The organism is Allochromatium humboldtianum, assembly GCF_013385175.1.
In the GTDB taxonomy this organism is placed as follows: domain Bacteria; phylum Pseudomonadota; class Gammaproteobacteria; order Chromatiales; family Chromatiaceae; genus Thermochromatium; species Thermochromatium humboldtianum.
The window spans coordinates 1-21,939 of the sequence record NZ_JABZEO010000028.1; the positions used below are offsets into that span (position 1 = coordinate 1).

Below are 21,939 nucleotides of genomic sequence, written 5' to 3' on the forward strand. Positions count from 1 at the left end.
TTTTATTGGTCGGGGCGAGAGGATTTGAACCTCCGACCACCTGAACCCCATTCAGTCGGCAATAACAAGAACCCATTCCTACCGACTACGATAGTCTTTTATATTACAGCCGCTTAGACCGAACCTCTGTGCTATCCTTTGCGATGAGTCACCACCTAAAACCACGCTTCCTGGTGACTCTATGGTGACTCAGAATCAAGAGGGCGGTTCCTATGAAGCTGACCAAACGCACCATCGATTCGACCGTCTACCAGGGGACGAACAACGCACGCTATGTCCTGTGGGACGATGAGGTGCCTGGGTTTGGCTGCCGTATTTTCCCAAGCGGCGCGAAATCTTTCGTCCTGTCGTACCGTGTGGCTGGTCGCAAGCGGATGATGACCATCGGCACCTATGGCGTTCTCACCCTGGACCAAGCCCGTAAGGCCGCGCGCGCAGAACTGGCCAAGGTCGAGACCGAGGGCTCGGATCCTCTGGCGGACCGTGAGAAAGAGAGACGCGGCGAGACCCTAGCGGATCTGTGTGCGGCCTATCTGGACCGACACGCCAGCACGAAAAAGACCGGCCAAGAAGATCAGCGACGCATCAACAAGCACATCCTGCCCCGCTGGGGTGCCTTGAAGGTCAAGGCCCTGACCCGTGAGGATGTCGCCAAGCTGCATGCCAAGATCGGTGCGACCGCCCACTACGAGGCGAATCGGGTCGTTAACCTGCTGTCTACCATGTTTGATCTGGCCCGGCGCTGGGGCTTTGTTTCACAGGATCACCCCAACCCAGCGCGCGACATCACCCTGTTCAAGGAAACCAAGCGCGACCGCTGGCTGACGCCGGCCGAGTTACCCCGCCTGGCTGAAGCGATCGACCAAGAGGCCAATGCCATCGCACGCGCGGCATTGTGGCTGTATCTCTTGACCGGCGCGCGCAAGAGCGAACTCCTGGCCGCTCGCTGGGATCGTGTCGATTGGGATCGCGGGGAGCTGAAGCTCGACGACACGAAAAACGGCAAGGTCTTTTATGTGCCTCTGTCGGGACCGGCGCTGGCCTTGCTGCGCTCAATTCCTCGCGTTGCCGGCAACCCGTACATCCTGCCAGGCCGAGGCCCCCGGACGGCAAACGCGGCCGAGAAGGCGCAGACAGCCTCCCATTTGATCAACATCGAAAAACCGTGGGCGCGGGTGAAAACGGCAGCGACGCTGGCGGCCTGGCGCGAAGATCCACGCGCCGCGGCGCTGATCGATCGCCTGACCGAAGCGTATGCACGCACCCAACATCGCAACGCTCCGAAGAAGTTTACTCCGACCCCACCGCTTGATGCGATCCGAGCCGCAGCGGCCGCTGAAGGTCTGGAACTCCCACCGGCCATTGACGATGTTCGCCTGCATGACCTCCGGCGCACGGTTGGAAGCTGGCTGGCGCAATCAGGAAACTCCCTGCACCTGATCGGTAAGGTTTTGAATCACTCCGACACGAAAACGACGGCCATCTATGCCCGTTTCGGTGAGGATTCAGTACGCGCGGCCTTGGAGCAACATGGTGCCAGGATCATGGATGTAGCTGGGTTCGCACCAACGATAGTAGCGCCAGAAAGTGTCCCCAATGATCCACAGGATCGACAGTCGGATTCGAGCGGCGATCAATAGCGATTAACACAAGTCTTCAACCCGCACAACCGTAAACGGTGCACTCAGCAATGCACCGTTGTTTGCGGACAAATCCCTCACGGCGCTATAGGCTACGTCGGTCTTCGGCAATACGCGAGCCATTGATGCGCACTTGATTTCCATACGCCTGACTCGTGCCAGACAGAAAAGAACCGATCGCCGTTGATATTCCCGGCGGACGTCTTTTCTGCATCAAACTGGCATTGGCAGGCCTGAGGTTTATCAAGGCGCCGGCGTGTTGTTGAATCACTCTATTCCGATCTGTCCGACGAGGTTCTCATGCAACCGTCATCCGCCGCCCCGATCCGTCGCCGCCTCACTGAACGCGAGGCCGCCGCTGAACTCGGTATCAGCTTCCGAACCCTGCAACAATGGCGCGTCCGGGGGACCGGCCCAGCGTTCCTGAAGCTTGGGCGTGCCGTTCGCTATGACATCCTGGCCCTTGAAGATTGGCTGGCCAAACAGGTTCATACGAATACATCCGGCTGATGCCGGCGACAGGCGTGATGATTGGCGTCCTGAATCACACCCCGTCATTCGCCGCGATCACGCGGGTGTTTCTGAACCGGTTCGCGCATTCACGCCTGTCATTGATCAGCGCCAGATCACTGGCCTGATGTTGGACATCCCGCCCGACGACGGTCCTGGTGGCGCGCCGGCGGCGTCATTCGCTCGCTGCAGTGAATGACCAGCGCGCGTCGATACCCTCCATTGGCCGTGGTCATTGCATCGCTGACCTGGGAATGATGACAAGAGGACTGACGATGAGCCGACTCACGGCCGCTGTGCTCAAGGCCGCCCTACCCGCCTCGCTCTATTACGCCCGGATGCTCCCTGATCGACCCGCGACGCCGCGCACGGGCTGGGTCGACGGCGGACTGTGCCCTTTCCATGCCGATCGCCATCGAGGCAACTTCCGCCTCCAGCTCGACACCGGCGCCTACTGCTGCTTCGCCTGTGGCGCCAAGGGCGGAGACATCCTCGCCTTTCACCAGGCCTATACCGGACTGTCGTTCCAGGAGAGTCTGCGCGATCTGGCGCACCGGTTTCTCCTGGCCGAAGGCGATGGGTCATGAGCGCCGCCTTGCACGCCGTGCCGCCGCACGCGGTCGATGATGAGGCCGGACACTCAGCGGCCTGGCAGCCACCGGCCACCTGGCGGGATCGCGACCAGGGTGAGGTCGCGCACTGCACGCATGTCTGGGCCTATCGCCCAAGCGACGGGGGCACGCCGCTTGGCCATGTCGTGCGCTACGAGTGTGCCAACGGCCGCAAGATGATGATCCCCTTCTTCAAACGCACCGCGACCGGCGCCTGGGCCGCCGGAGCGCCGGCGGAACCACGTCCGTTGTTTGGACTGGATACGCTCGATCGTCCCGGCGCGATCTTCGTCACCGAGGGTGAAAAGGACGCAGCGGCGTTGCAGGCGCTTGGACTCTGCGCCCTGACGTCGCTGGGCGGGAGCCAGTCGGCGGGACGCGCGGACTGGGAGCCCGTGCGCCAAGCGTCCGCCCAGGGGCGGCACATCCTGATCTGGCCGGATCAGGATGCCGCTGGGCAGCAGTATGCGGCCCAGGTTGCGCAGCAGATTGGTCCGGCCTGTCGTTGCCTGCGGCGTCCACCGTCCGGAACACCCGCACTCAAGGGCGCCGGAGCCGCCGATTGGCTTCAGGCCCAGCTGGCCGGGCAGCGGATCGCCTGGGATGGCCTGGCGCCGCCAGGGCTCAGTGACGCCCAGCGTCAAGCCTTGCAGGCGCAGTTGCTCGGCGCCCTGGCCGACATTCAGGGACCACTGCCGCCGGAGTGGCACGCCCGTCCGACCACAGGCGATCGACAGCGGCACCCCCAGGCCGAGGCGATCCCCAGAACCTATCTCATCACGGATCAGGGCACCTTTCGCGTGACCCGCAGTCAAGGCGGTGAGCCGATCCAGCAGCAACTGGCCAACTTCACAGCCGTCATCCAAGAGGAGGTCATCCGTGACGACGGGCAGGAGCAGACACGCACCCTGACCCTGGCCGGGAGTCTGTCCGGTCGGACGCTGCCCGCCATCACCCTGACGCTGGATCAGTTCACGCGTATGGACTGGCCGGCGCGGCATTGGGGCACCATGACCCTGATTCATCCTGGCCAGGGCGCCAAGGACCACCTGAAATACGCCATCCAGTTGCTATCGCATCAGGGGGAGCCGCCGGTGACGATGCGCACACTGTTCACCCATACCGGGTGGCGCCGGCTCGCGGGGGCCTGGCGCTATCTGTCCGCCGGTGCGGTGATCGGGGCCCAGGGCGCCGTCAGCGGCATCGAGGTGGATCTGGGCGAGTTGGGGGCGCTGTATCGATTGCCGGCGCCCAGTGCCTCGGCGGACGAACGTCACGCGGCGGCCGCCGCCAGTGCGGCGAGCGCGCAGGTGGCCCCGCCCGAGATCGCCATCCCTTTGATCGCTGCCGTCTATCTGGCACCGCTGAGTCAGTCGCTCGGGGTCGACTTCGCGCTCTGGCTGGAGGGGCCAAGCCGCAGTCTGAAAAGCACCCTGGCGGCACTCATGACGGCTCATTTCGGGGCCGGCATCGATCGAACCCGGCTGGCGGCCAGTTGGCTGGACACGCCCAATGCCATCGGGCTCAAGCTGTTCCTGCTGGCCGACACCCTGGCGGTCATCGACGACTACGCCCCGCAACCCTCGGCCAGCGAACAGGCGCGGCTCGACAAGACGGTGGCCACCATCATCCGGGGCATCGGCAATCGTGCCGGACGCGGACGCCTGACCGCCGATATCCGGCTCCAGAACGAACGCAAGCCGCGTGCCCTGGCCCTGTGCACGGCCGAGCAGTGGCCGACCGGTGAGAGTCTCCAGGCCCGGCTGTTTGGCGTGGCGCTGCGTCCCGGTCAGGTGGATCTGGCGCGACTGAGCGAGATTCAGGCCCTGGCCCAGCAGGGGGTACTGGCCCGTGCCATGGCCGATTATCTCCAGACCCTGGCGGGCGATTTCTCCGCGCGTGTCGATGAACTCAAGGCCGAGTGGGAGGTCTGGCGTGGTCTGGGTTTGCAGGCGGGGCTTCAGGGGCGCACACCCGATCAGGCGGCCTATCTGCTGCTGGGCTACAGTCTGGCGCTGGATCACTGGCGTGCGTCGGGCGTCATCACGTCCGAGCACTCCTATGCCGACCTGTGCCGGGCGCAATCGATCATCCTGGCCCTGGCCAAGGAGCACGAGCGGCGGATTGCCCACGCCCAGCCGGCCGATACCTTCATGGCCATTCTCACCGATCTGCTGCTTTCGGGCGCCGTCCATGTGCGTGATATGGCCGACCATCGGCCGTCGACAGAGGCGGAACGACTCGGCTGGACGCGCGAGGGGCCGGGCGGCCCGCACATCGGGTGGGTCAATGCCGGCAAGCAGGAACTCTACCTGCTGCCGACGCCAACGCTGGAGGCGGTCTACAGCGCCTCCAAGCGCATCGACACCCCGCTCACGCTGCGTCCGGCCGCCCTCAAGCGTCAACTCCTGGATCGGGGCTTTCTGCAGCCGGGCAACAGCGAACAGCGTGGTGACAAGCAGGTCGACCGCACCACCCGCAAGGTGCGCATTGGCCAGCACACGGCCTCGGTGCTGGTCGTTCTACTCCAGGCATTGGAGCGGCCTGAGGCGAACCGTGAGCACTAGCGGTGTGGGAATCGGGCCTCACGACGCTTCAGGGGCCTGTTCAACTCAGGAGGGGGAGTCGTCAGACACTGGGAACAGTGAGAACAGCCGGATAAGCCGCTGATTTTGAACATCAAAATCTGGTTGGGTCAGCTGCACTTTCGGGGGCGCCGTGGGAACCGGACTGGGAACACGCCGCTCCCCAGGCGATCCGGGGCGTTCCCACGTCTGTTCCCAGCGCGGACTGCAAAAATGCGCCGCCTGCCCTTCAAGCCGCTGATTGCAATGGCGAAATTTCTCGTTACCAGTGTTCCCAGTTTGCCGTTGGACGGTCGGTGCTGGGTTTGCGCGAGCAGGCCGACGGGGTCGACCTCATCCATGATCCGCCGCAAACAGACGCTCCAGGGTGGCGGGAATCAGGGCGTCGTTGGCATTGCGGATGACGGTATGATGGGCAGTCAATTGCGTCTGCCGCGACAGGATATTCAATGCTTTGCGCTGATCTTCTAGTTTTGGCATGGGCAATTCGATATTCAGAAATTGCTCGGGGCGTGTTCTTTCACGTCGTGCGCCAACCCCGCGAGTCGCCTCCTGAAGCAGCGACCAAAACCAAGGCGTTCTCATCAACTCCCCAAGATATCCAGGGCAGGATTCATCGGGACGACATCGAAAGGTCCGGTATTCTGGGGAGACAAACATGCCCTCAAGCTCAGGCGGACAAAGTGCAATGGCTCCCTCCCACCCCTTCACTTGGCTCAAGACCAATGCATCGGCGTAGAGACGGTTGAAAGCCTTGTAGGAGGTCTCTGTCCCCATCACAGCTGGTTTTGCGAATAGCCCCCCACCAAATCCCCGCACCCCAACTTGCGGATATTCGCAGTCAGGCGTCACCCGCACAGGGTCTTCGTGAAGATCAAGGATGTCGCCAAGACGCCGGACGCGATTGTCCGCAAACCTGTGATGCAGGCTCAGCAACATTGCCCCGATACCCTGCTCGATAGCGTCGAGATGCGCATTGACCTGCCGCACCCTGTCGGCCAGGGTATCGAGGCGACGGACGAGAGCCTGCTGTTCGGTCAGTGGCGGCAAGGAAATCTGCTGCGCCAGAAAGCGCTCCTCCTTGATACGAACCCGGTTCGTGGTGCCTTCACTCGCTGCCTTGCATAGCTCGACGAAAGGAGCGGCACGCACGAGCCAGCCCATGAACGCCGGATCGCAACGCTCGATGTCCTGGAACTCGAAAGACGGGAAATCCTGGCTGACGATAGCCCCATCCAGCTCCGCCGGAACCATGCCGATAGCACCGTTACGCGCATCGATTTTCGACAGAATGAGTTGATTGGCGCGCACCATGCGTCGCACGGCGACCACATCGCTGCCCCGCACCATGCCACGACTGACGACACCCTTGCCCCAGAGCTTGATGGTGACTTCGTGATATTCCTGCTCTGGATCAATCAGCACCGTCTCATCAGCACGACGCAGTAGCTCACCCAACGCCACCTTCGGCCAAGCCTTCATTCCCCCTCCTCCACCGCACTGGACATCCCCAGTCGCTTCAATTCCAGCGCCCGCTGGGTCTTGCGTATCTCCTCGGCCAACACCTCGGCATCCGGCAACACGGTCTGATACTCAGCCGCCAGAATCTTGTTCGGTAATCCCTCCAAGGCATAGCGGGCCTCGGCCGCTCCCTTCGCGGCACAGAGGATGAGCCCCACCGGCGGATTCTCGCCGGGCTTCATCCAGTGTTCACGGGCGTAATTGAGATAGAGGTGCATCTGTCCGGCATCGGCATAGCTGAACCTCCCGACCTTGAGGTCGATGACCAGCAGGCAGCGCAGCCCCCGATGGAAGAACAGCAGATCGACGCGGAACCAGCTGTCATCCAGGCGCAGTCGCCGCTGGCGTCCCACGAAGGCGAAGTCATCGCCCAGTTCCAGCAGAAAGTCGGCCAGATGCTGGATCAGCGCCTCCTCCAGCTCGGACTCCGAGTACTCATCCTTGAGGGCGAGAAACTCCAGAACGAACGGATCTTTGATCGCCTCCTCCGGCGAGAGGGCGTCAACCGGCTCCGGCGACTCGGCGCGGCTCAGCATCGCCGCCTTGTTCCGGGACAGCGCCACGCGCTCATAAAACTGGCTGTTGATCTGACGGTCGAGTTGACGCACCGTCCAGCCACAACGCAGCGTCTCGGTCTCGTAGAAACGACGCGCCGACTCACTCTTGACCGAGAGCAGCCGGACATAGGCGGACCAAGGCAGCGGAAAGGCCTGAGCCAGGGTGCCCAGATCAACAGCCTGTCGCGGTGCGGCCTGAATCCCGTGCGTGACTGACACGGCGTCAGACGGTGTCTGGCCGATGTCGGGCACGGCCGATTTTGCAGACACTGTCTGCAAAATGCGTTCGACGGGCCAACTCAGGTAGAAAGCACGCATCTGGGCCAGGTTACGCCAGCCAAAACCCCGCCCGAACTGGCCACTGAGGTCATGCCCCAAACGCTTGATCAATTCCTCGCCATACTCGGCGCGCGACGCACCCGCCTGCTCGAACTCGACGATGCGTCGCCCGATCTCCCAATAGGTAGCAGTCATGAGCGCGTTGACGCTACGCGCCGCCGAACGGCGGGCGCTATCCAGCAGCCGAACCAGATCACCATGCAGTCCGTCGTAATCCATGCCGGGCTTGACCGGATCGCTCATGACGCAACCTCGCCGACCAGGGTCTCGATCTCGGCCAGCAAGCGCTGCACCTCGGCTTCGTGCGCCCGCATGGTCGCGATCAGCTCGCGTGGATCGGCATGTTCCAGCCCTTGAACCGCGTGCGGATTTTTGAGATCCAGGTTGTAGATCGGCCAATAGAGCGCATCGCCATCGGCCTGCGCGCTCTTGGCGGCGGCTTCATGCGCCTGCTGCCGGACCCGGAGTTCACGCAACTCGGCCTGCCGCGCCGGTTTCTCGCCGTTGCCGGCCACACTGATCGCCTGCTCCAGTTCGCGGATCGGCCGCCCCAAGGCCAGGGCCTTGGACCGCTCGGCCTCGGCCCGGTCCCAGTGAGGACGTGCCTGCTGGAGCGCCTGGGCGTGCCGGGCCGCAAAGTCGACCTTCCACGCCTGCGGGCCTTCCTCGCGCTGCGACCACCAGTCGAGCAGCGGCCGGAAGGCGTCGAAGGGCAAGGGGGCGGTCTTGCTGTATTTCTTGCGCCCCTCGGGCACGGGCAACTCGTAGTACCAGATGTCCGCCGTCGGTCCGCCGCGCTCGAAGAACAGCAGATTGGCCGGGATGTCGGTGTAGGGCGCAAAGACGCCCTGCGGCAGGCGCACGATGGTGTGCAGCCGAAACTCCTTGAGCAGTTCCTCCTTGATCAACGCGCAGACGCCATCCCCGAACAAGGTGCCGTTGGGCACGACTACAGCGGCACGTCCACCGCGCTCGGTGCCGTGTCCGGCCACACGCAGCTTGCGCATGATGTACTGGAGAAACAGCAGCGCGGTCTCGGCGGTCTGCATGTTGGCCGGGAAGTTGGCCTTGATGCCGCTCTCCTCCTCACCGCCGAAGGGCGGATTGGTGAGGATCAGATCCACCCGCTCGCTGTGGCCGATCTCGGCGATGCGCTGGTCCAGAGTATTGCCGTAGTCGATGTGCGGCGCCTCCAGACCATGCAGGAGCAGATTCATCTGGGCCAGCATGTAGGGCAGCGGCTTGGCCTCCTGCCCGAACAGGGTGTGGCGTTGCAGGCGGCGGCGCTGCTCGGGGGTCGTCACCTGGGTGGCCAGATGGTCATAGGCTTCGACCAGAAAGCCGCCGGTGCCGCAGGCGGGATCGAGCACCGTCTCGCCCAGACGCGGGTCACTGACCTGGACCATGAAGCGCACCACCGGGCGCGGGGTGTAGAACTCGCCCGAATCGCCGGCGGCATCGCGCATCTCGCGCAGCATGGATTCGTAGAGATGCGAGAGGGTGTGAATCTCCTCGCTGCTGCTGAAATGGATGCCGTTGATCTTGTTGAGGATGTCACGCAGCAGATAGCCGCTGACCATGCGGTTCTGCACGCCCCGGAAGACGTTGGCGATGACCTCACGCTGGCTGCCCTTCTCGCCGCGTCCGCCCAGGCCACGCAGATAGGCAAATAGACCCGCGCCCCGCGTGCCGTCGGCGCGGCGGCACTCGTCCTGGTTGATGAAGGCCAGCAACTCGTCGCCGGTAATGCCGTCCTCGCGCGCCGCCCAGTCACGCCAGCGGTAGGGCGGCTCGATGATTGGGACATAACGGCGTCCATCCAGCTCGGCCTCTTGAGCGTGGACGAGTTCCAGGTCGTCGAGAAATTTCAGGAACATCACCCAGGTGAGGAGCGGCAGACGATCGACGTCGCCATTGAGTCCCTTGTCCTTGCGCAGGATCTTGCGCGCTGTGCCGATCAGCGCCGACAGGTTCTCGCGGGTGGTCAGGGGGGCTTTGGCGCGTCTGGCGCGCGGCTTGGTGTCCGTGACGGGCATTCAATCGGGTCTCGTTATTGGTAGAGGGCCGTTTGCAGACGCGAAACGGCTTCCTTGAACGGCTGGATGCCGCCGAAGTGCCGGGCGGCGATCTCGGCGGGGGTGCCGAAGCGGTCGAAGGGCTGCACCTTCATCAGCTCGGACAGGGTGTTGAACTGGGTGAGGCCACGCTCGATGTAGCTGTCGAGCAGCAGGCTCAGGATCTCGCGGGCGGTGTCGCCATAGCGGCTGAACAGATCCTGGGTGGCGCCTCGGGCCTGCTCGGCGCGCTGACGCCGGGTGAGCAAGGGGGCGTTCCAGGCCAGATGGCACAGCAGGTCGAAGGGGTCGGCCTCGGGCTGGTTGGCCCCGGCGGCCAGCTCTTCGAACCCGATGCCGCGCTCGGTGAGTGCCTGCAACACCACCTGGCGGGTGTCGGGACTGGCCCAGGCCGACTGCAGCGCGTCGCGATCGGCAAAGAGGGTGCGCACGGCCCGTCCCGAGTAGTCGGTGTAGCGCACCACCTGGAGCTTCTTGCCGTCAGGATCGAGGTCGTAGACCAGATGGCCGATCACCTCGACTTCGCCGCCGTCGACATAGAACTTACGGGGTTCCACGGGGGGATCGGTGAGGATCTCGCCCGGCTCCGCCGACGGGTCGTTCAGGTACTCCGTCACCGGCTCCTCGACGCTGGCCGGCGTTGCATCCACCTGAGCCAGCGTGGCGCCGGCGTCGTCGATCGTCACTTCCTCGATCTGCGCCGGATCGCCATCGAAGTCCGGGTCGGCGAAGTGACGGGTGGCGGTGCCCGTGAAGTCGATGATGTTGAAGTATTCCTTGCCATAGTCGACCTTCAGGCGCGTGCCGCGTCCGATGATCTGCTTGAACTCCGAGCGTGAACCCACCACCCGCGCCAGGACCACGTTCTTGACCATCTCGGCATCGACCCCGGTGGTCAACAGTTGCGAGGTGGTCAGGATCACGGGCGTGGGCCGGTCGACGTCCTGGAAGTGCGCCAGATGCGTCAGGCCGATGGCCCCCTCGTCGGCGGTGACGCGGCAGACGTAGTCGGGATAGTCGCGGACCAGATCGCTGTTGAGGTTGAGCAGCGCCTGACGCATCTCGGCGGCATGCTCCTGATCGACACAGAAAACGAGCGTCTTGGCGAAGCGGTCGGTCCCCCTCAAGAAGTCCGTCAAGTGCTTGGCGATGGCCTGAGTCCGGGCACGCAGCGCCACTACACGCTCGAAGTCCTTGGTCTGGTATTCCTCATCCGGGACGGGGCGACCGTAGCGGTCCAGTTCGTCCTTCGAGGGCCGCCAACCGGCGGCGTCGATGGTGGTGATGACGCGGTGGACGCGATAGGGCGCGAGGAATCCGTCCTCGATGCCCTGGCGCAGGCTGTAGGTGTAGACCGGGGCGCCGAAATAGGCGTAGGTGTCGCGCGACTCCTCGCGCAAGGGCGTGGCGGTCATGCCGAACTGCACGGCCGGCGCGAAGTAGTCGAGCACGGCCCGCCAGCGGCTGTCGTCACGGCTGGAGCCGCGATGGCATTCATCGATGACGATGAGGTCGAAGAAGTCGCGCCGGTACTGGCGGAAGACGTCTTCGGCCGTCGTCGACAGCGACTGGTAGAGCCCGAAGTACATCTCGCGGCCCTGGCTGACATCGCCGCCGGCGATCTTGTGGCGGGCGTCGCCGAAGGGCGCGAACATCCTGGCCATGGGATCGTCGACGAGGATGTTGCGATCGGCCAGGAACAGGATCTTGGGACGGCGGTATTCGCCGGTGCGATTCCAGCGGCTGTTCCACAGAATCCAGCAGACCTGGAAGGCCACGCAGGTCTTGCCCGTGCCGGTGGCCAGCGTGCCCAGTATCCGGGTGCGTCCGAGCAGGATGGCCTCGATCACACGATGGATGGTGATCTGCTGGTAGTAGCGCGGGATCTTGCCGGAGACCAGATTGAATGGCTCCAGCAGATGGGGCGCGGCGGCCTCCGGGAGCGTGATGGCGGTCTGCAAGCGCTGCCAGAGCTCTGCGGGCGTGGCGAAGCGTTCGACCTCGCGCTCGGTGCCCTGGATGTAGTCGATCTCGATGATCCGGCGGCCATTGGTGGCATAGGCGAATTTCAGACCGAGCATTTCGGCGTAGTCGCGTGCCTGTTGCACGCCGGACTCGGCGGGCTGGCCGACGCCCTTGGATTCCACCACCGCCAGCGGAAAGTCGCGCCGAACGTACAGCAGATAATCCGCCCGCCGCTGTCGGCCCCGCCGTACTCGACCGCCGGTGACGATGAGGCGACCGTTGGTGAAGGTGCGTTGCTCGCCGATGCCGTGCGGCGCCTCGCCCCAACCGGCGGCGAGCAGTTTGGGCGTGACCAGTTCCCGGCAGGTATCGGCTTCGGTGAGGATTGGTGTCGCGTTCATGGCACTCCTCCGGCTCCGTTGTCCCTCAGATTCCCTTGGCAGGGGCGTCATCGGCGTGCCTTGGCGCCGACCTGAACGCTCCGGCACCCGAAAGTGCTGGAGTCGCCGGCGATTTTACAGTGTGCGTGGCTTGAAGGGACGGAGATTGAGGGGATGTGAGCCGATACGCGCCGTGCGTCCGAGGCTGGACGCACGGCTCGGGTGTTGTCGCTTAGGCCGACTGGGCCATGGCGGGCTGGGCCGTATCGAGCAGATAGCGCCACACGGCCTGAGTGGCCAGACATTCATGCCGCGCCTGACGGGGTCCGGGCGGCCAGTTGAAGCCGACGTGATACGCCGCCGTCGCCAGCCCCTTCCAGCGATAGGCGCCTCGACGGGTGTTCCACTCACCATAGACCGGTGCAAACTCGCGCATCAGGCACCGAATCTCGGCCACGCCCGCCAGGACACGGGTCAGACCTGGACTGCACGCCTCGACGGGAGCATTGAAAATTACCACTCGCTGGCCCTGTAGCACCGGGGCGATCAGCGGCAACAGACTATCAATGGTCGGGGCCTCCTGGACATCGGCGGGCTTGATACCGTGCTTGGCGGCGGCGTCCGGCCATTCGGTATGCCACTGAGGTCGAACCAGACTCTCAAACAGCCAGCGGCCGTCTTCATGGAGAACGGCGATCTCCAGGAGTTCGCCATTGTGCGGAAAGCCTGAGGTGGTACGGAGACTAACGAACAGGGTGGACAGCGAGGACGGGGAATCGAGCGACATGATGGCCTCTCCATCGGCAAGGCGGATCAGACAGGACTCCAGAGGCGGAGCTCACGCGCGAATAGACCCTTCGCTCCGGGGCAAGTTTCACCGCATGACGCGATGCCTGGCCCCACTGACCGTTACGGACACCGACCGGTCATCACGGTCATCCGTGGGACATCCGTGGGTCATCCGTCGGTCATCCGTCGGTCATCCGTCGGTCATGACGACGGTCACGTCTGGGCCATGTCGGACAGGCTGGCCCGGAGCGCATCAAGGCGGCCACAATTGACGAATGCACCCGCGCCGTCTACGATGAAATCGCTGCACGTCCCCAGCCCCACAGACGGTGATCCCGCCTGAGGCCTGGGTCCATCGCCGGTGGGGGCGATCCACAAGCACCCACGCACCACCGAAGCCTGATCGATCAGGCTCCCAACCGCGTCGTCGACGACGTTTGATCCAGGCCAAACTGTCTGGAGTGCTCCGGGCTACCTGCGCCTGCGGGTTTCAAACCATTCCGCGACCACCTCCGGTCGATCAGCGGCGGTTCATTCTCCGCTGGCCACCACCGAAGTCATCTGCGTCCGACCGGCTCGGACCACGCGCCGACAGGTGCTCCAGGCTGTGGCACGCCATCGCGCCTCAATCACCCCGCTGGCCGCGGCGGTCTTTGTCCACAAAGACCGCCGGCACGCAACCCACGTCCTGACAGGCCGCAACCGCTGTTCCCAGGCACCAAAACTCCGCACCAAAACCCGCGAACGCCTGTAGGCGGCCCACGTCGGGCCACCAGGGGAGGCATCCCAGGCCGGTCTGCATCGCTTTCGCCAACACCGATTCAACCGCACGCTCCACCGCGCCCGGCCGCCAGGCGGCGCGACGGTCCCCCGCTCACTGCGACCGGGTGAGAGCGCCTCGAGGTCAAGACCACCTCCGCGAATCCGCGTAACGGTCTCGATGTCCGGCACGACATTAAACGGCCAACCGCACGCCTAGCCTTGGGCTTCAAGGTCATCACTTACCAGTGTCAGCGGGACTGTGCGGGTCTGAAAATCGGCAGGGTTCGGAGCGATCGGGATGGGAAAGTACGCCAGTGCGCGCAATTTCGGGTTCGGCAAGCAGCTCGCTTACGCCGGACGCGAGGCGCTGCGCGCCTATTACGCCGATGGTCACTATGGCTCGGTCGCGGCCCACAGCGATCGCTGGAACCAGTTCGCGCACTGGGCCAAGGCGCAGGGGATTCGGGATCTGGCCCGCGTTGATCAACAGGCGACGCTCGAGCGCTATGCGGCGCATGTCGCCAGCCGGGTCCAGGATCAGGCGATCAGCGTCCAGTACGGCCAGAATCTGATCTCGACGGTGAACGTGACGCTCGCCGCGTTGCGCGGTGACGATCGGGTTCGCCTCTCGCCGGCTCAGGCGGTTGGCCGGCGCTCACAGGTTCGCACCCAGGCTCCCGGCAGTCTCGACCGAGCGCGGGTCAGTCAAGCGGCGACGGCACTCAGAGCCGCCGGTTTGGGACGCGCGGCGGCGGTGCTGGAGTTGGCGCGGGATTTCGGGGTCCGCCGCGAGGAGGCGGTGAAGGCGGATCTGGGGCGCTGGAGCTGGGAGGCTGAGCGCCACGGGGCGGTGAACGTCCAAGACGGTACCAAGGGTGGGCGCGATGCGCCGCGCTGGGTGCCGATGACGGACCAAGGCCGCGAGACGCTGGCGAGCGCGCTGGCCACGCGCCCGGCCGGCTCGCCCAATCTGATCGCGCCGCACGAGACCTATGCCCAGCTGGCCATCGCGCGTGAGTCCGAGCTGAACCGTGCGCGGGAGATCCTCCAGGCGCATGGCCTGCCAGGCTATCACGATGCCCGCGCCGCCTATGCCTGTAGCCGCTATCAGACGCTGACGGGACGCGCCTCCCCCGTGGTGTCCGGACAGCGGCCGACGGCGACGGAGCGTGAGAGTGACCGGTCGGCGCGCCAAGTCATCGCCGAGGAGCTGGGGCATGGGCGTCTCGATGTGGTGGCCGCCTACATCGGAGGGCGCTGAGCATGCGGATCGAGGTTCTGCTGCGACGAGCTCAACCCGGCAGTCACCGGAGCGTGCAGCAACACATCCGGCGTGCGCAACGCCTACATGACTGGATTACCGAGCGCTTTGGTGTCCGCGAGCCCTACCAGTACCGGGCCAAGCATCTGCGCTACGCCCTGGAGCACGGCACGGCCGGATTGGCCGCCGGCACGCGCTACGATTACTGGCGCACCGCGCGCGTGCTCGCCGCAGCGATTGGGAAATGGCCGGACTGGGAGCCACATCTGCGCGGTCCTTGGACTGCACCACATCTTGCTGTAGCGCGTCCCAGCCAGAATGCCGCCTGTAGGACAGGAGGGCGCCCGCCAAAGCTACCGCATACCAGGCGTCGCTCGTCGCAGTAAGCACCTCCATCCGATCCCGTACGCCGTGTCAAACCTGCCTGTCTTGTCCGTCTTTATCCAGCGAGCGCCTGCACCACAGGCTCGCTTTCCCCGACATTCACGACAGGACACAGGCGATGAAAAACCGAAACGCAATCCAGCCCAGCCGACACAGCGCTCATTTCGGCAACCAACCCAAGTCGGTGATATGACATGGGCATCAGTGATGTACCACCTCTGACTGCCACTCAGGCGACGCCGGAACAGGTGTCGGTCATTGAATCGCCGGCACACCTGGAAGCGCAGTGGACTGCGGAATGGGAGACGGTTCAACCGCCCATCGACATCCTGGGACGAACATTCGCCGGTACGCAGTTGCATCGATTACAGCGCAATCCAAACCTTTGGATTTTCGATTTCCCAAACCTTGGCATCCAGGGTGCCGCGCTCAACCGGGTCGCCACCCTGATCGAACGCACGACGACATCCCGCGACCGGATCCTGACCGAGGCCGAGATGGTTGAACAGATCGCTCGGACAAGCCAGGGTGATGCCGGCCGCTACTTCCTTGGTCACGATTATCAGATCGAAGATCTGGCTAAGTTTTTTTCTCTAGCGCATCGCGACAGCGTACCCCTCAATGCAGCTGAACAGGATCTGCGAACCCTGCTTCAGGGGCTGGGCCTGCTGGAATCGTCGGAAGATGGCACCTGGCGCGCCGCGCGTCCAGGACAGGCCGTGATCACGCTGGCCGCCGCCAGTTCGACACCGTCGCCCTCGCATTTATCGCCCTTCGAACGGCTCACCACCCTGCGCCATGAACTCAGTCACGGCGAATACTTCACGAATCCCAGGTATCGCGCGTACTGCCGGCATTTTTGGGCCTCGCGCCGCTCGGACGAGCAAAGCGCGATCACGAGGGGGTTCGCGCTCCTCGGATACGATCCGGATAACCAGGAGCTGATGATAAACGAACTTCAGGCCTTTCTCTGGGAGCCGCAAGCAGGTGCCTGGCTCGACCTGGAGTTACACAAAGCAGGAAGCTCGCTGGCCCAACTGCGCACAGCGTTTCTTGCTGGACTGGATCAGGCCGCAGACCCGATCAGCGAGCTGTTTCAGAGTGAAATGATGCGCCATATCCCGGTCGAGCCGCCCGGTGACTGGGGTGCCGTCCGGCGGATCAGACCGATGGCTAAAACTGTGGAACGCCTTTCACCATGAGGTTACTATCCAGGTGCGCTAAGCTGTCAGACCAAAAACGGGGTTATTTCTGAGTTTTTTATTCAGATTGTTTGCATCGCGTGAGGAAGCGCCATGACATCTCGCTATCGTCCCCCAAGGAAGCGCTACGCCCACACCATCTTCATACTGTTGTTACTGCTGCCGATCAGTTCACCCGGTTGGGCGGAGCGTCATGCTTTATTGATCGGTATCAGTCAATACTCCGCTGGCGGCGCCCAAAATCTGCACGACTTGCCCGGTACCCAGAACGACATCGCCTTGATCGAGTCGGTACTCCAAAGTCGCCTGGGCTTCACGCCTGATCGCATCCAAGTCCTGCGTGATGCCGAAGCCACTCACCGGAACATTGAGCAGGCGTTCCGATCACTGGCGCAGCAGGTTCAGCCGGGGGACTTCGTCTATATCCATTACTCCGGACATGGCTCCTATCTCCCCGATGCCGACGGCCACAAACGTGACGGCGCCTATCAGACCGTGGTGAGTTATGGCGCCCGTGCGCCCGGGCGGGCGGAGTCGGATCTGGATCGCTTCGATGTCCTCGACGACGAACTCAATCAGTGGCTCAAGCCCATCGACGAACGGGCCGGCGAGCTAATCTACGTCGCCGATAGCTGCCATGCCGCGACCAACACCCGAGGCACCCAGGCGCTGGTGACACGAGCCGCCCCCCTCGACGACCAACCCAATCACCCGCGACGCGGGCAGGTTGAAACGCCCTATCAGTTCCGGAATGCAGCACTGATCTATGCCGCCCGCGCCGACCAAAGCGCCCACGAATTCAAGACCGACGATCAGCAGCCTCATGGGGTGTTTACCTGGCACTGGGCGCAAGCCCTGCAAAGCGTCAGAGCGGGCGAGACCTGGGCGCAGGTGTTTACGCGCGCGGCGGACGGGGTGAGTCGCACCCATGGCAATAGTCAGCATCCGCAAAGCGAGGGGCCGGCACTGGGACGCGCGATTCTCGGCGGCACGGTCGATCCACGACCGGCTGTGATGGTGCGTGAGGTGCGAGCGCCTCGGGAGGGCGCCGGCACCACAGTGACCCTTGATGCCGGTCGGCTATCAGGCGTGAACCCAGGATCGCGATTCGCCAGTACCGGTGAGGTTCCCGCCGAGTTGGAGATCACCCAATCCTTCGCCACCTGGAGCGAAGCGCGGGTGCTCCAGGGGACGGTGCAACGCGGCGATTTCCTGACCGAGACGGCGCGCGCCTATGTCACGGGTCCGCTGAAACTCTTCTTCCTTGCCTCGCCGGCCCTCTTGGACTCACCTCTGGGCACCCGTCTCCAAACCCTGTTCCCATCCTTGAGCGCGACCGAGAACAGGAGTGGCTATGAGTGGGTCTCCGATCAGAGTCAGGCCGATCTGGTAGTCGCCCTGTTGCGGCCACAGCGCTGCGATGGTGTCTCCAGTAATCAGACGGTGCTTGTCTCGCAGATCTGCGACGCTGAATCCAAACTCCTGTATTCGATTGGCCCCAAGGGGCGAAACAGTCTTCCGGACGAGACAGAGGACTCACCGCCCGAGGTCTGGGTACTGACGCCCGGCGAGCGGCTCCTGCATGACGCCTTCCGCATCGGGATGGCTGATCCGGACGCTGGATTGGCCGCGCTTCGCGAGAATCTGACGAAATATCGCCAGATCCGGGCGCTCAGCCAACTGACACAGGACAGTGGCGGGTCCGGATCGGTCGATATCGGGCTGATCGCCTATGACCGCTGCCCGGAGTTCGATCCCCAATGCATCCGGCTCAGTGAGGACGAGGCTCTCGGCTATCGGCGGCGTCCGGACACATTGCCGTTCGACAGCCTGCGGACGCACACCTGGAGCGCCGGTGATCTGCTTAGTTTCACGTTCCAGAATCGTGGTCGGCGCGAACGGTATGTCTATGTGCTAGATGTCAGTCCCAGCGGGGCCATCGAGGTGGTCTTCCCTGCTCGCGGTATGCTGGCCGACAGTGCCCGGCTGAAACCCGAGGAGCAACTTTCGCTGCACGACGAACAGATCGCCGTGTTACTGGACACAAGCGGCACGCATGGTCAGTTGATCCTGATCACCGAGAGCCAGATCAACCCCTATTTGCTGGAGCAGGATGGCTATCAGCGAACGACACGCGGAACATCCACGGGTACCGACAACCCGCTGGAACAGCTATTGAGCGCTAATCTCGACGGCGTCCGCGCGGCGGCGTCCTTCAATACCGGGAGTTGGTACAGCCAATGGCTCTCATTTGAAGTGAACAAGGATCCAGCGGTCGCCGCCCCCTGATGCCGGGCCGAAAAATCTTTTTACAGCCGGGTGTTCAATCACGGGGCTTTGTCCGTCTTCTCTCTCAGAATCCATAGCCACCATCAAAAACGCCGCGAGGATACACACTATGCGATCATAGGCCGATCAAATCATCGCAACAGCTGGACTCAATTTGGACTGATACAACCACGCCTGCAAACGAAGGAATCCTCTCAATGAAAGCACTGAAACTGAACCCCCTGTTCATCGCCCTGCTGGCAGCCGGCCTCGTGTCCGGCGCGGCGCTGGCCGAAGAATCCAAGGATCCAAATCGCGATTCGACGAAGGCCCAGCCCAGTGAGACGGCACAGGCGGTGGACAACCTGCTGCTGGCGAACCAGTTGGCGGCTTATGCCCAATCGAACAATGACGCCTTGGGTATGGTGGTTGCTGCGCGCATGATTCAGGATCAACCGACAAGTCCATCTACGGCGCAGAAAGAGGGTGGTACTGATGATGATGCGTCTGAGGCATCCATCACCGTTGAAGATCTGCTGAAGCAGGCTCGTGAGCAATCGGGCGGTCGAGCGGAGATCGTGGCGTTGATTGACGAGACGGCCACGCGCACTGTCACCAAGGGAAAGGTTGGTGGACCCATAGTGCATAATGACCGTGTACGCGGGAATACAATAGATATTTTCCGCAACCTCAAATTCAAAGGTGGCGAGGTGGCCATTATCGGTGTTTTGGCAGGGAGCCATACCGATATCGATTGCTCTGTTTATGACCAAAACGGCAACTTGATCGTCAGCGATACAGATGGGACTTCGACCTGTGCGCTGCGTTGGAAACCGTTATGGACCGGACCTTTCCGGCTGGAGATCAGTAACCTGGGTTCAAAAGCGAATAGCTATCGGATTATCACGAACTAAAATCCGGTGATCTCTTAACCGACAGGGGTCGGTCCGCACGGATTGGCCCCTGTTCGCTGGAATGGTTCCATCATATTTGCTGATGGTGGAAAACCTGGTCCGGAAATCATCCCTGACATGAAGCTGCCTTGACTGAGACGACTGAACAGATAGGAGATGTTCGCCATGCAGCGACGCAAGTTGTCATGGATTTTAGTCTTGATTCTGCTTGGCGACCTGGGGAGTGCGGCCCGTGCGCAGGAGGCGGCGACACCGCCTGCGGCCGTGCCGGATAACGCAGAGCCATCAGGACAGGATCCCTGGACGGCGGCCTCCCAAACACCGGATGCGGCCACACTGCGTCAGCGTGCGTGGGAGCGTTTTGAAGCGGGTCAGGCGGACCAAGCCCTCGATCTCCTGACTGAGGCCATCGCCCGTTTTCCAGATGATGCGTCGAACTACTGGTTGCGCAGTGAGATCCTGGGCGATTTGAAGCGCGATGACGCTGCCATCGCTGATCTGCGCCGGATAACTGAGCTGAAGCCGGAGTTTGCGGATGCCTGGGGCAACCTTAGCTGGCACCTGATCCTCCAGGGCGATTTCGCGGCGGCTCAGACAGCCAGTCAGCGGGCGGTGGACTTGGCGCCGGACGACTTCACCTGGAATCTCAACCTTGGCCACGCCTATCTGTTACAGGGAGATCGCGAAACCGCGCATGGCTGGTATGAGAAAATGATTCCGTTGATCCCGGATGAGGACAGTCTCGAAACAGGGCCACTGGCCGACTTCGATCTGTTCATTGAGCGGGGCTGGCAGGTGGAAGCGAGTCAGGAAGAAAGGGCTTGGGTCGAAACCGCTTCCCTGGCAGATCTGACGGAAAAACAGCGAATTCAAGAGCAATATCGTCTGGCCGATGAAGCCTGGGCACAGGGTGAGGAGTTGCGTCAGGCTGAACGCTTTCTGGAAGCGGCTGAGGCATATCTTCGGAGTGCCGAGGCAGAACGGGCCAGCGGGCGGCCCCGGATGCTGGATCTAGCGGCGGAGCTCAATCAGGCCGCTGTGATGTATCAACAGATTGCACGCTACGGTGAAGCCAAGCCACTCTTTCGCGAGGCATTGGCGATCCGGCAGCAGGCCCTGCCTGAGGGGCATCCCGACATCGCCGGAAGCCTCAACGACCTGGCAGTATTACTCAAAACCACCGGCCACTACACCGAGGCGGAGTTGCTCTTTCGCGAGGCATTGGCGATCCGGCAGCAGGCCCTGCCTGAGGGGCATCCCGACATCGCCGTAAGCCTCAACAATCTGGCAGTATTACTGTATACCAGCGGTCGCTATGGCGAAGCCGAGCCGTTCTACCGTGAGGCGCTGGCGATTCGAAAGCATATCCTGCCCGAGGCACATCCGGACATTGCCCAAAGCTTCAACAACCTGGCGTGGTTGCTTCAGGCCACCAGTCGCTACGGCGAGGCAGAGTCGCTCTACCGTGAGGCGCTAGCGGTTTACAAGAAGGCGCTACCCGAGGGGCATCCCGACATTGCCAACAGCCTCGACAGTCTGGCGACGTTGCTAAATACCACCGGCCGCTACGGCGAAGCCGAGCCGCTCTACCGCGAGGCGCTGGCAATTGTTAGGAAGTCCCTGCCCGAGGGGCATCCCGACATTGCCAAAAGCCTTAACAACTTGGCAGGGTTGCTGGATACCACCGGTCGCTACGCCGAGGCCGAATCACTCTACCGCGAGGCGCTGGCGATTGTTAGGATGTCCCTACCCGAGGAACATCCCGACATCGCCGCCTGCCTCAACAACCTGGCAGTGTTGCTGGAGACCACAGGTCGCACTGCCGAGGCCGAGCCGCTCTACCGTGAGGCGCTGGCGATCCGGCAGCAGGCCCTGGCTGAGGGGCATCCAGACATCGCTAACAGCCTTAACAACCTGGCAGGGTTGCTGGCGACCACCGGTCGCACCGCCGAGGCCGAACCACTCTACCGCGAGGTGCTGGCGATTGTTAGGAAGTCCCTGCCTGAGGGACATCCCTACATCGCTACCAGCCTCAACAACCTAGCAGTGTTGCTTCGGACCACCGGTCGACCCGGCGAAGCCGAGCCGCTCTACCGCGAGGCGCTGGCGATCCGACAACAGGCCCTACCCGAGGGGCATCCGGATATCGCCAACAGTCTCAACAACCTGGCGTGGT

Annotated in this window: 14 protein-coding genes; 9 read left to right on the top strand and 5 right to left on the bottom strand. The window is 63.1% G+C overall.

All coding sequences use genetic code 11. The features are described 5' to 3' along the window. Positions 1-212: 212 nt before the first annotated feature. The 4 genes from HW932_RS20370 (at position 213) to HW932_RS20385 (ending at position 5,328) form a co-directional block, all read left to right on the top strand. On the top strand, positions 213-1,640 hold the full coding sequence (locus HW932_RS20370) for a tyrosine-type recombinase/integrase (RefSeq protein WP_176978297.1): 1,428 nt from the start codon (positions 213-215) through the stop codon (positions 1,638-1,640). A 300-nt stretch (positions 1,641-1,940) separates the two neighbouring features. After that, on the top strand, positions 1,941-2,150 hold the full coding sequence (locus HW932_RS20375; RefSeq protein WP_176978298.1) for a helix-turn-helix transcriptional regulator: 210 nt from the start codon (positions 1,941-1,943) through the stop codon (positions 2,148-2,150). 275 nt (positions 2,151-2,425) lie between these two features. Beyond that, positions 2,426-2,737, top strand: a complete 312-nt coding sequence (locus HW932_RS20380) for a CHC2 zinc finger domain-containing protein (protein WP_176978299.1) — start codon at positions 2,426-2,428, stop codon at positions 2,735-2,737. Then, on the top strand, positions 2,734-5,328 hold the full coding sequence (locus HW932_RS20385; protein WP_176978300.1) for a hypothetical protein: 2,595 nt from the start codon (positions 2,734-2,736) through the stop codon (positions 5,326-5,328). Before HW932_RS20380 ends, HW932_RS20385 begins: the two co-directional genes overlap by 4 nt. A gap of 351 nt (positions 5,329-5,679) precedes the next feature. On the opposite strand, the gene HW932_RS20390 is transcribed toward HW932_RS20385, so the two are convergent. From HW932_RS20390 to HW932_RS20410, 5 genes are all read right to left on the bottom strand, one after another. Further along, positions 5,680-6,828 carry a restriction endonuclease subunit S gene (locus HW932_RS20390; protein WP_176978301.1) on the bottom strand — a complete coding sequence of 383 codons (1,149 nt, stop codon included), beginning with the start codon at positions 6,826-6,828 and terminating at the stop codon, positions 5,680-5,682. Further along, positions 6,825-8,006, bottom strand: a complete 1,182-nt coding sequence (locus tag HW932_RS20395; protein ID WP_176978302.1) for a PDDEXK nuclease domain-containing protein — start codon at positions 8,004-8,006, stop codon at positions 6,825-6,827. Before HW932_RS20395 ends, HW932_RS20390 begins: the two co-directional genes overlap by 4 nt. Then, positions 8,003-9,799: a class I SAM-dependent DNA methyltransferase gene (locus HW932_RS20400; protein WP_176978303.1), complete on the bottom strand. Its 1,797-nt coding sequence runs from the start codon at positions 9,797-9,799 to the stop codon at positions 8,003-8,005. The genes HW932_RS20395 and HW932_RS20400 overlap by 4 nt, the downstream gene beginning before the upstream one ends. Before the next feature lie 14 nt (positions 9,800-9,813). Then, positions 9,814-12,204 carry an EcoAI/FtnUII family type I restriction enzme subunit R gene (gene hsdR, locus HW932_RS20405; RefSeq protein WP_176978304.1) on the bottom strand — a complete coding sequence of 797 codons (2,391 nt, stop codon included), beginning with the start codon at positions 12,202-12,204 and terminating at the stop codon, positions 9,814-9,816. A gap of 211 nt (positions 12,205-12,415) precedes the next feature. Next, positions 12,416-12,970: a 3'-5' exonuclease gene (locus HW932_RS20410; RefSeq protein WP_176978305.1), complete on the bottom strand. Its 555-nt coding sequence runs from the start codon at positions 12,968-12,970 to the stop codon at positions 12,416-12,418. 1,062 nt (positions 12,971-14,032) lie between these two features. Here HW932_RS20410 and HW932_RS20415 point away from each other — a divergent pair. The 5 genes from HW932_RS20415 to HW932_RS20435 form a co-directional block, all read left to right on the top strand. After that, positions 14,033-14,995 carry an integrase domain-containing protein gene (locus tag HW932_RS20415; RefSeq protein ID WP_176978306.1) on the top strand — a complete coding sequence of 321 codons (963 nt, stop codon included), beginning with the start codon at positions 14,033-14,035 and terminating at the stop codon, positions 14,993-14,995. 578 nt (positions 14,996-15,573) lie between these two features. Beyond that, on the top strand, positions 15,574-16,581 hold the full coding sequence (locus HW932_RS20420; protein ID WP_176978307.1) for a hypothetical protein: 1,008 nt from the start codon (positions 15,574-15,576) through the stop codon (positions 16,579-16,581). A 93-nt stretch (positions 16,582-16,674) separates the two neighbouring features. After that, positions 16,675-18,870, top strand: coding sequence for a caspase family protein (locus HW932_RS20425; protein WP_176978308.1), 2,196 nt, complete (start codon positions 16,675-16,677; stop codon positions 18,868-18,870). Between the two features lie 197 nt (positions 18,871-19,067). Beyond that, positions 19,068-19,763: a hypothetical protein gene (locus HW932_RS20430; protein WP_176978309.1), complete on the top strand. Its 696-nt coding sequence runs from the start codon at positions 19,068-19,070 to the stop codon at positions 19,761-19,763. Positions 19,764-19,928: 165 nt separating this feature from the next. Beyond that, positions 19,929-21,939, top strand: a 2,011-nt coding sequence (locus HW932_RS20435) for a tetratricopeptide repeat protein (protein WP_176978310.1), incomplete at its 3' end; no start/stop codon positions are given.

Excerpts from the sequence above, each read along its gene's own strand:
- HW932_RS20370 (WP_176978297.1), top strand. The coding sequence starts at position 213 with ATGAAGCTGACCAAACGCACCATCGATTCGACCGTCTACCAGGGGACG.
- HW932_RS20375 (WP_176978298.1), top strand. The coding sequence starts at position 1,941 with ATGCAACCGTCATCCGCCGCCCCGATCCGTCGCCGCCTCACTGAACGC.
- HW932_RS20380 (WP_176978299.1), top strand. The coding sequence starts at position 2,426 with ATGAGCCGACTCACGGCCGCTGTGCTCAAGGCCGCCCTACCCGCCTCG.
- HW932_RS20385 (WP_176978300.1), top strand. The coding sequence starts at position 2,734 with ATGAGCGCCGCCTTGCACGCCGTGCCGCCGCACGCGGTCGATGATGAG.
- HW932_RS20390 (WP_176978301.1), bottom strand. The coding sequence starts at position 6,828 with ATGAAGGCTTGGCCGAAGGTGGCGTTGGGTGAGCTACTGCGTCGTGCT.
- HW932_RS20395 (WP_176978302.1), bottom strand. The coding sequence starts at position 8,006 with ATGAGCGATCCGGTCAAGCCCGGCATGGATTACGACGGACTGCATGGT.
- HW932_RS20400 (WP_176978303.1), bottom strand. The coding sequence starts at position 9,799 with ATGCCCGTCACGGACACCAAGCCGCGCGCCAGACGCGCCAAAGCCCCC.
- hsdR (WP_176978304.1), bottom strand. The coding sequence starts at position 12,204 with ATGAACGCGACACCAATCCTCACCGAAGCCGATACCTGCCGGGAACTG.
- HW932_RS20410 (WP_176978305.1), bottom strand. The coding sequence starts at position 12,970 with ATGTCGCTCGATTCCCCGTCCTCGCTGTCCACCCTGTTCGTTAGTCTC.
- HW932_RS20415 (WP_176978306.1), top strand. The coding sequence starts at position 14,033 with ATGGGAAAGTACGCCAGTGCGCGCAATTTCGGGTTCGGCAAGCAGCTC.
- HW932_RS20420 (WP_176978307.1), top strand. The coding sequence starts at position 15,574 with ATGGGCATCAGTGATGTACCACCTCTGACTGCCACTCAGGCGACGCCG.
- HW932_RS20425 (WP_176978308.1), top strand. The coding sequence starts at position 16,675 with ATGACATCTCGCTATCGTCCCCCAAGGAAGCGCTACGCCCACACCATC.
- HW932_RS20430 (WP_176978309.1), top strand. The coding sequence starts at position 19,068 with ATGAAAGCACTGAAACTGAACCCCCTGTTCATCGCCCTGCTGGCAGCC.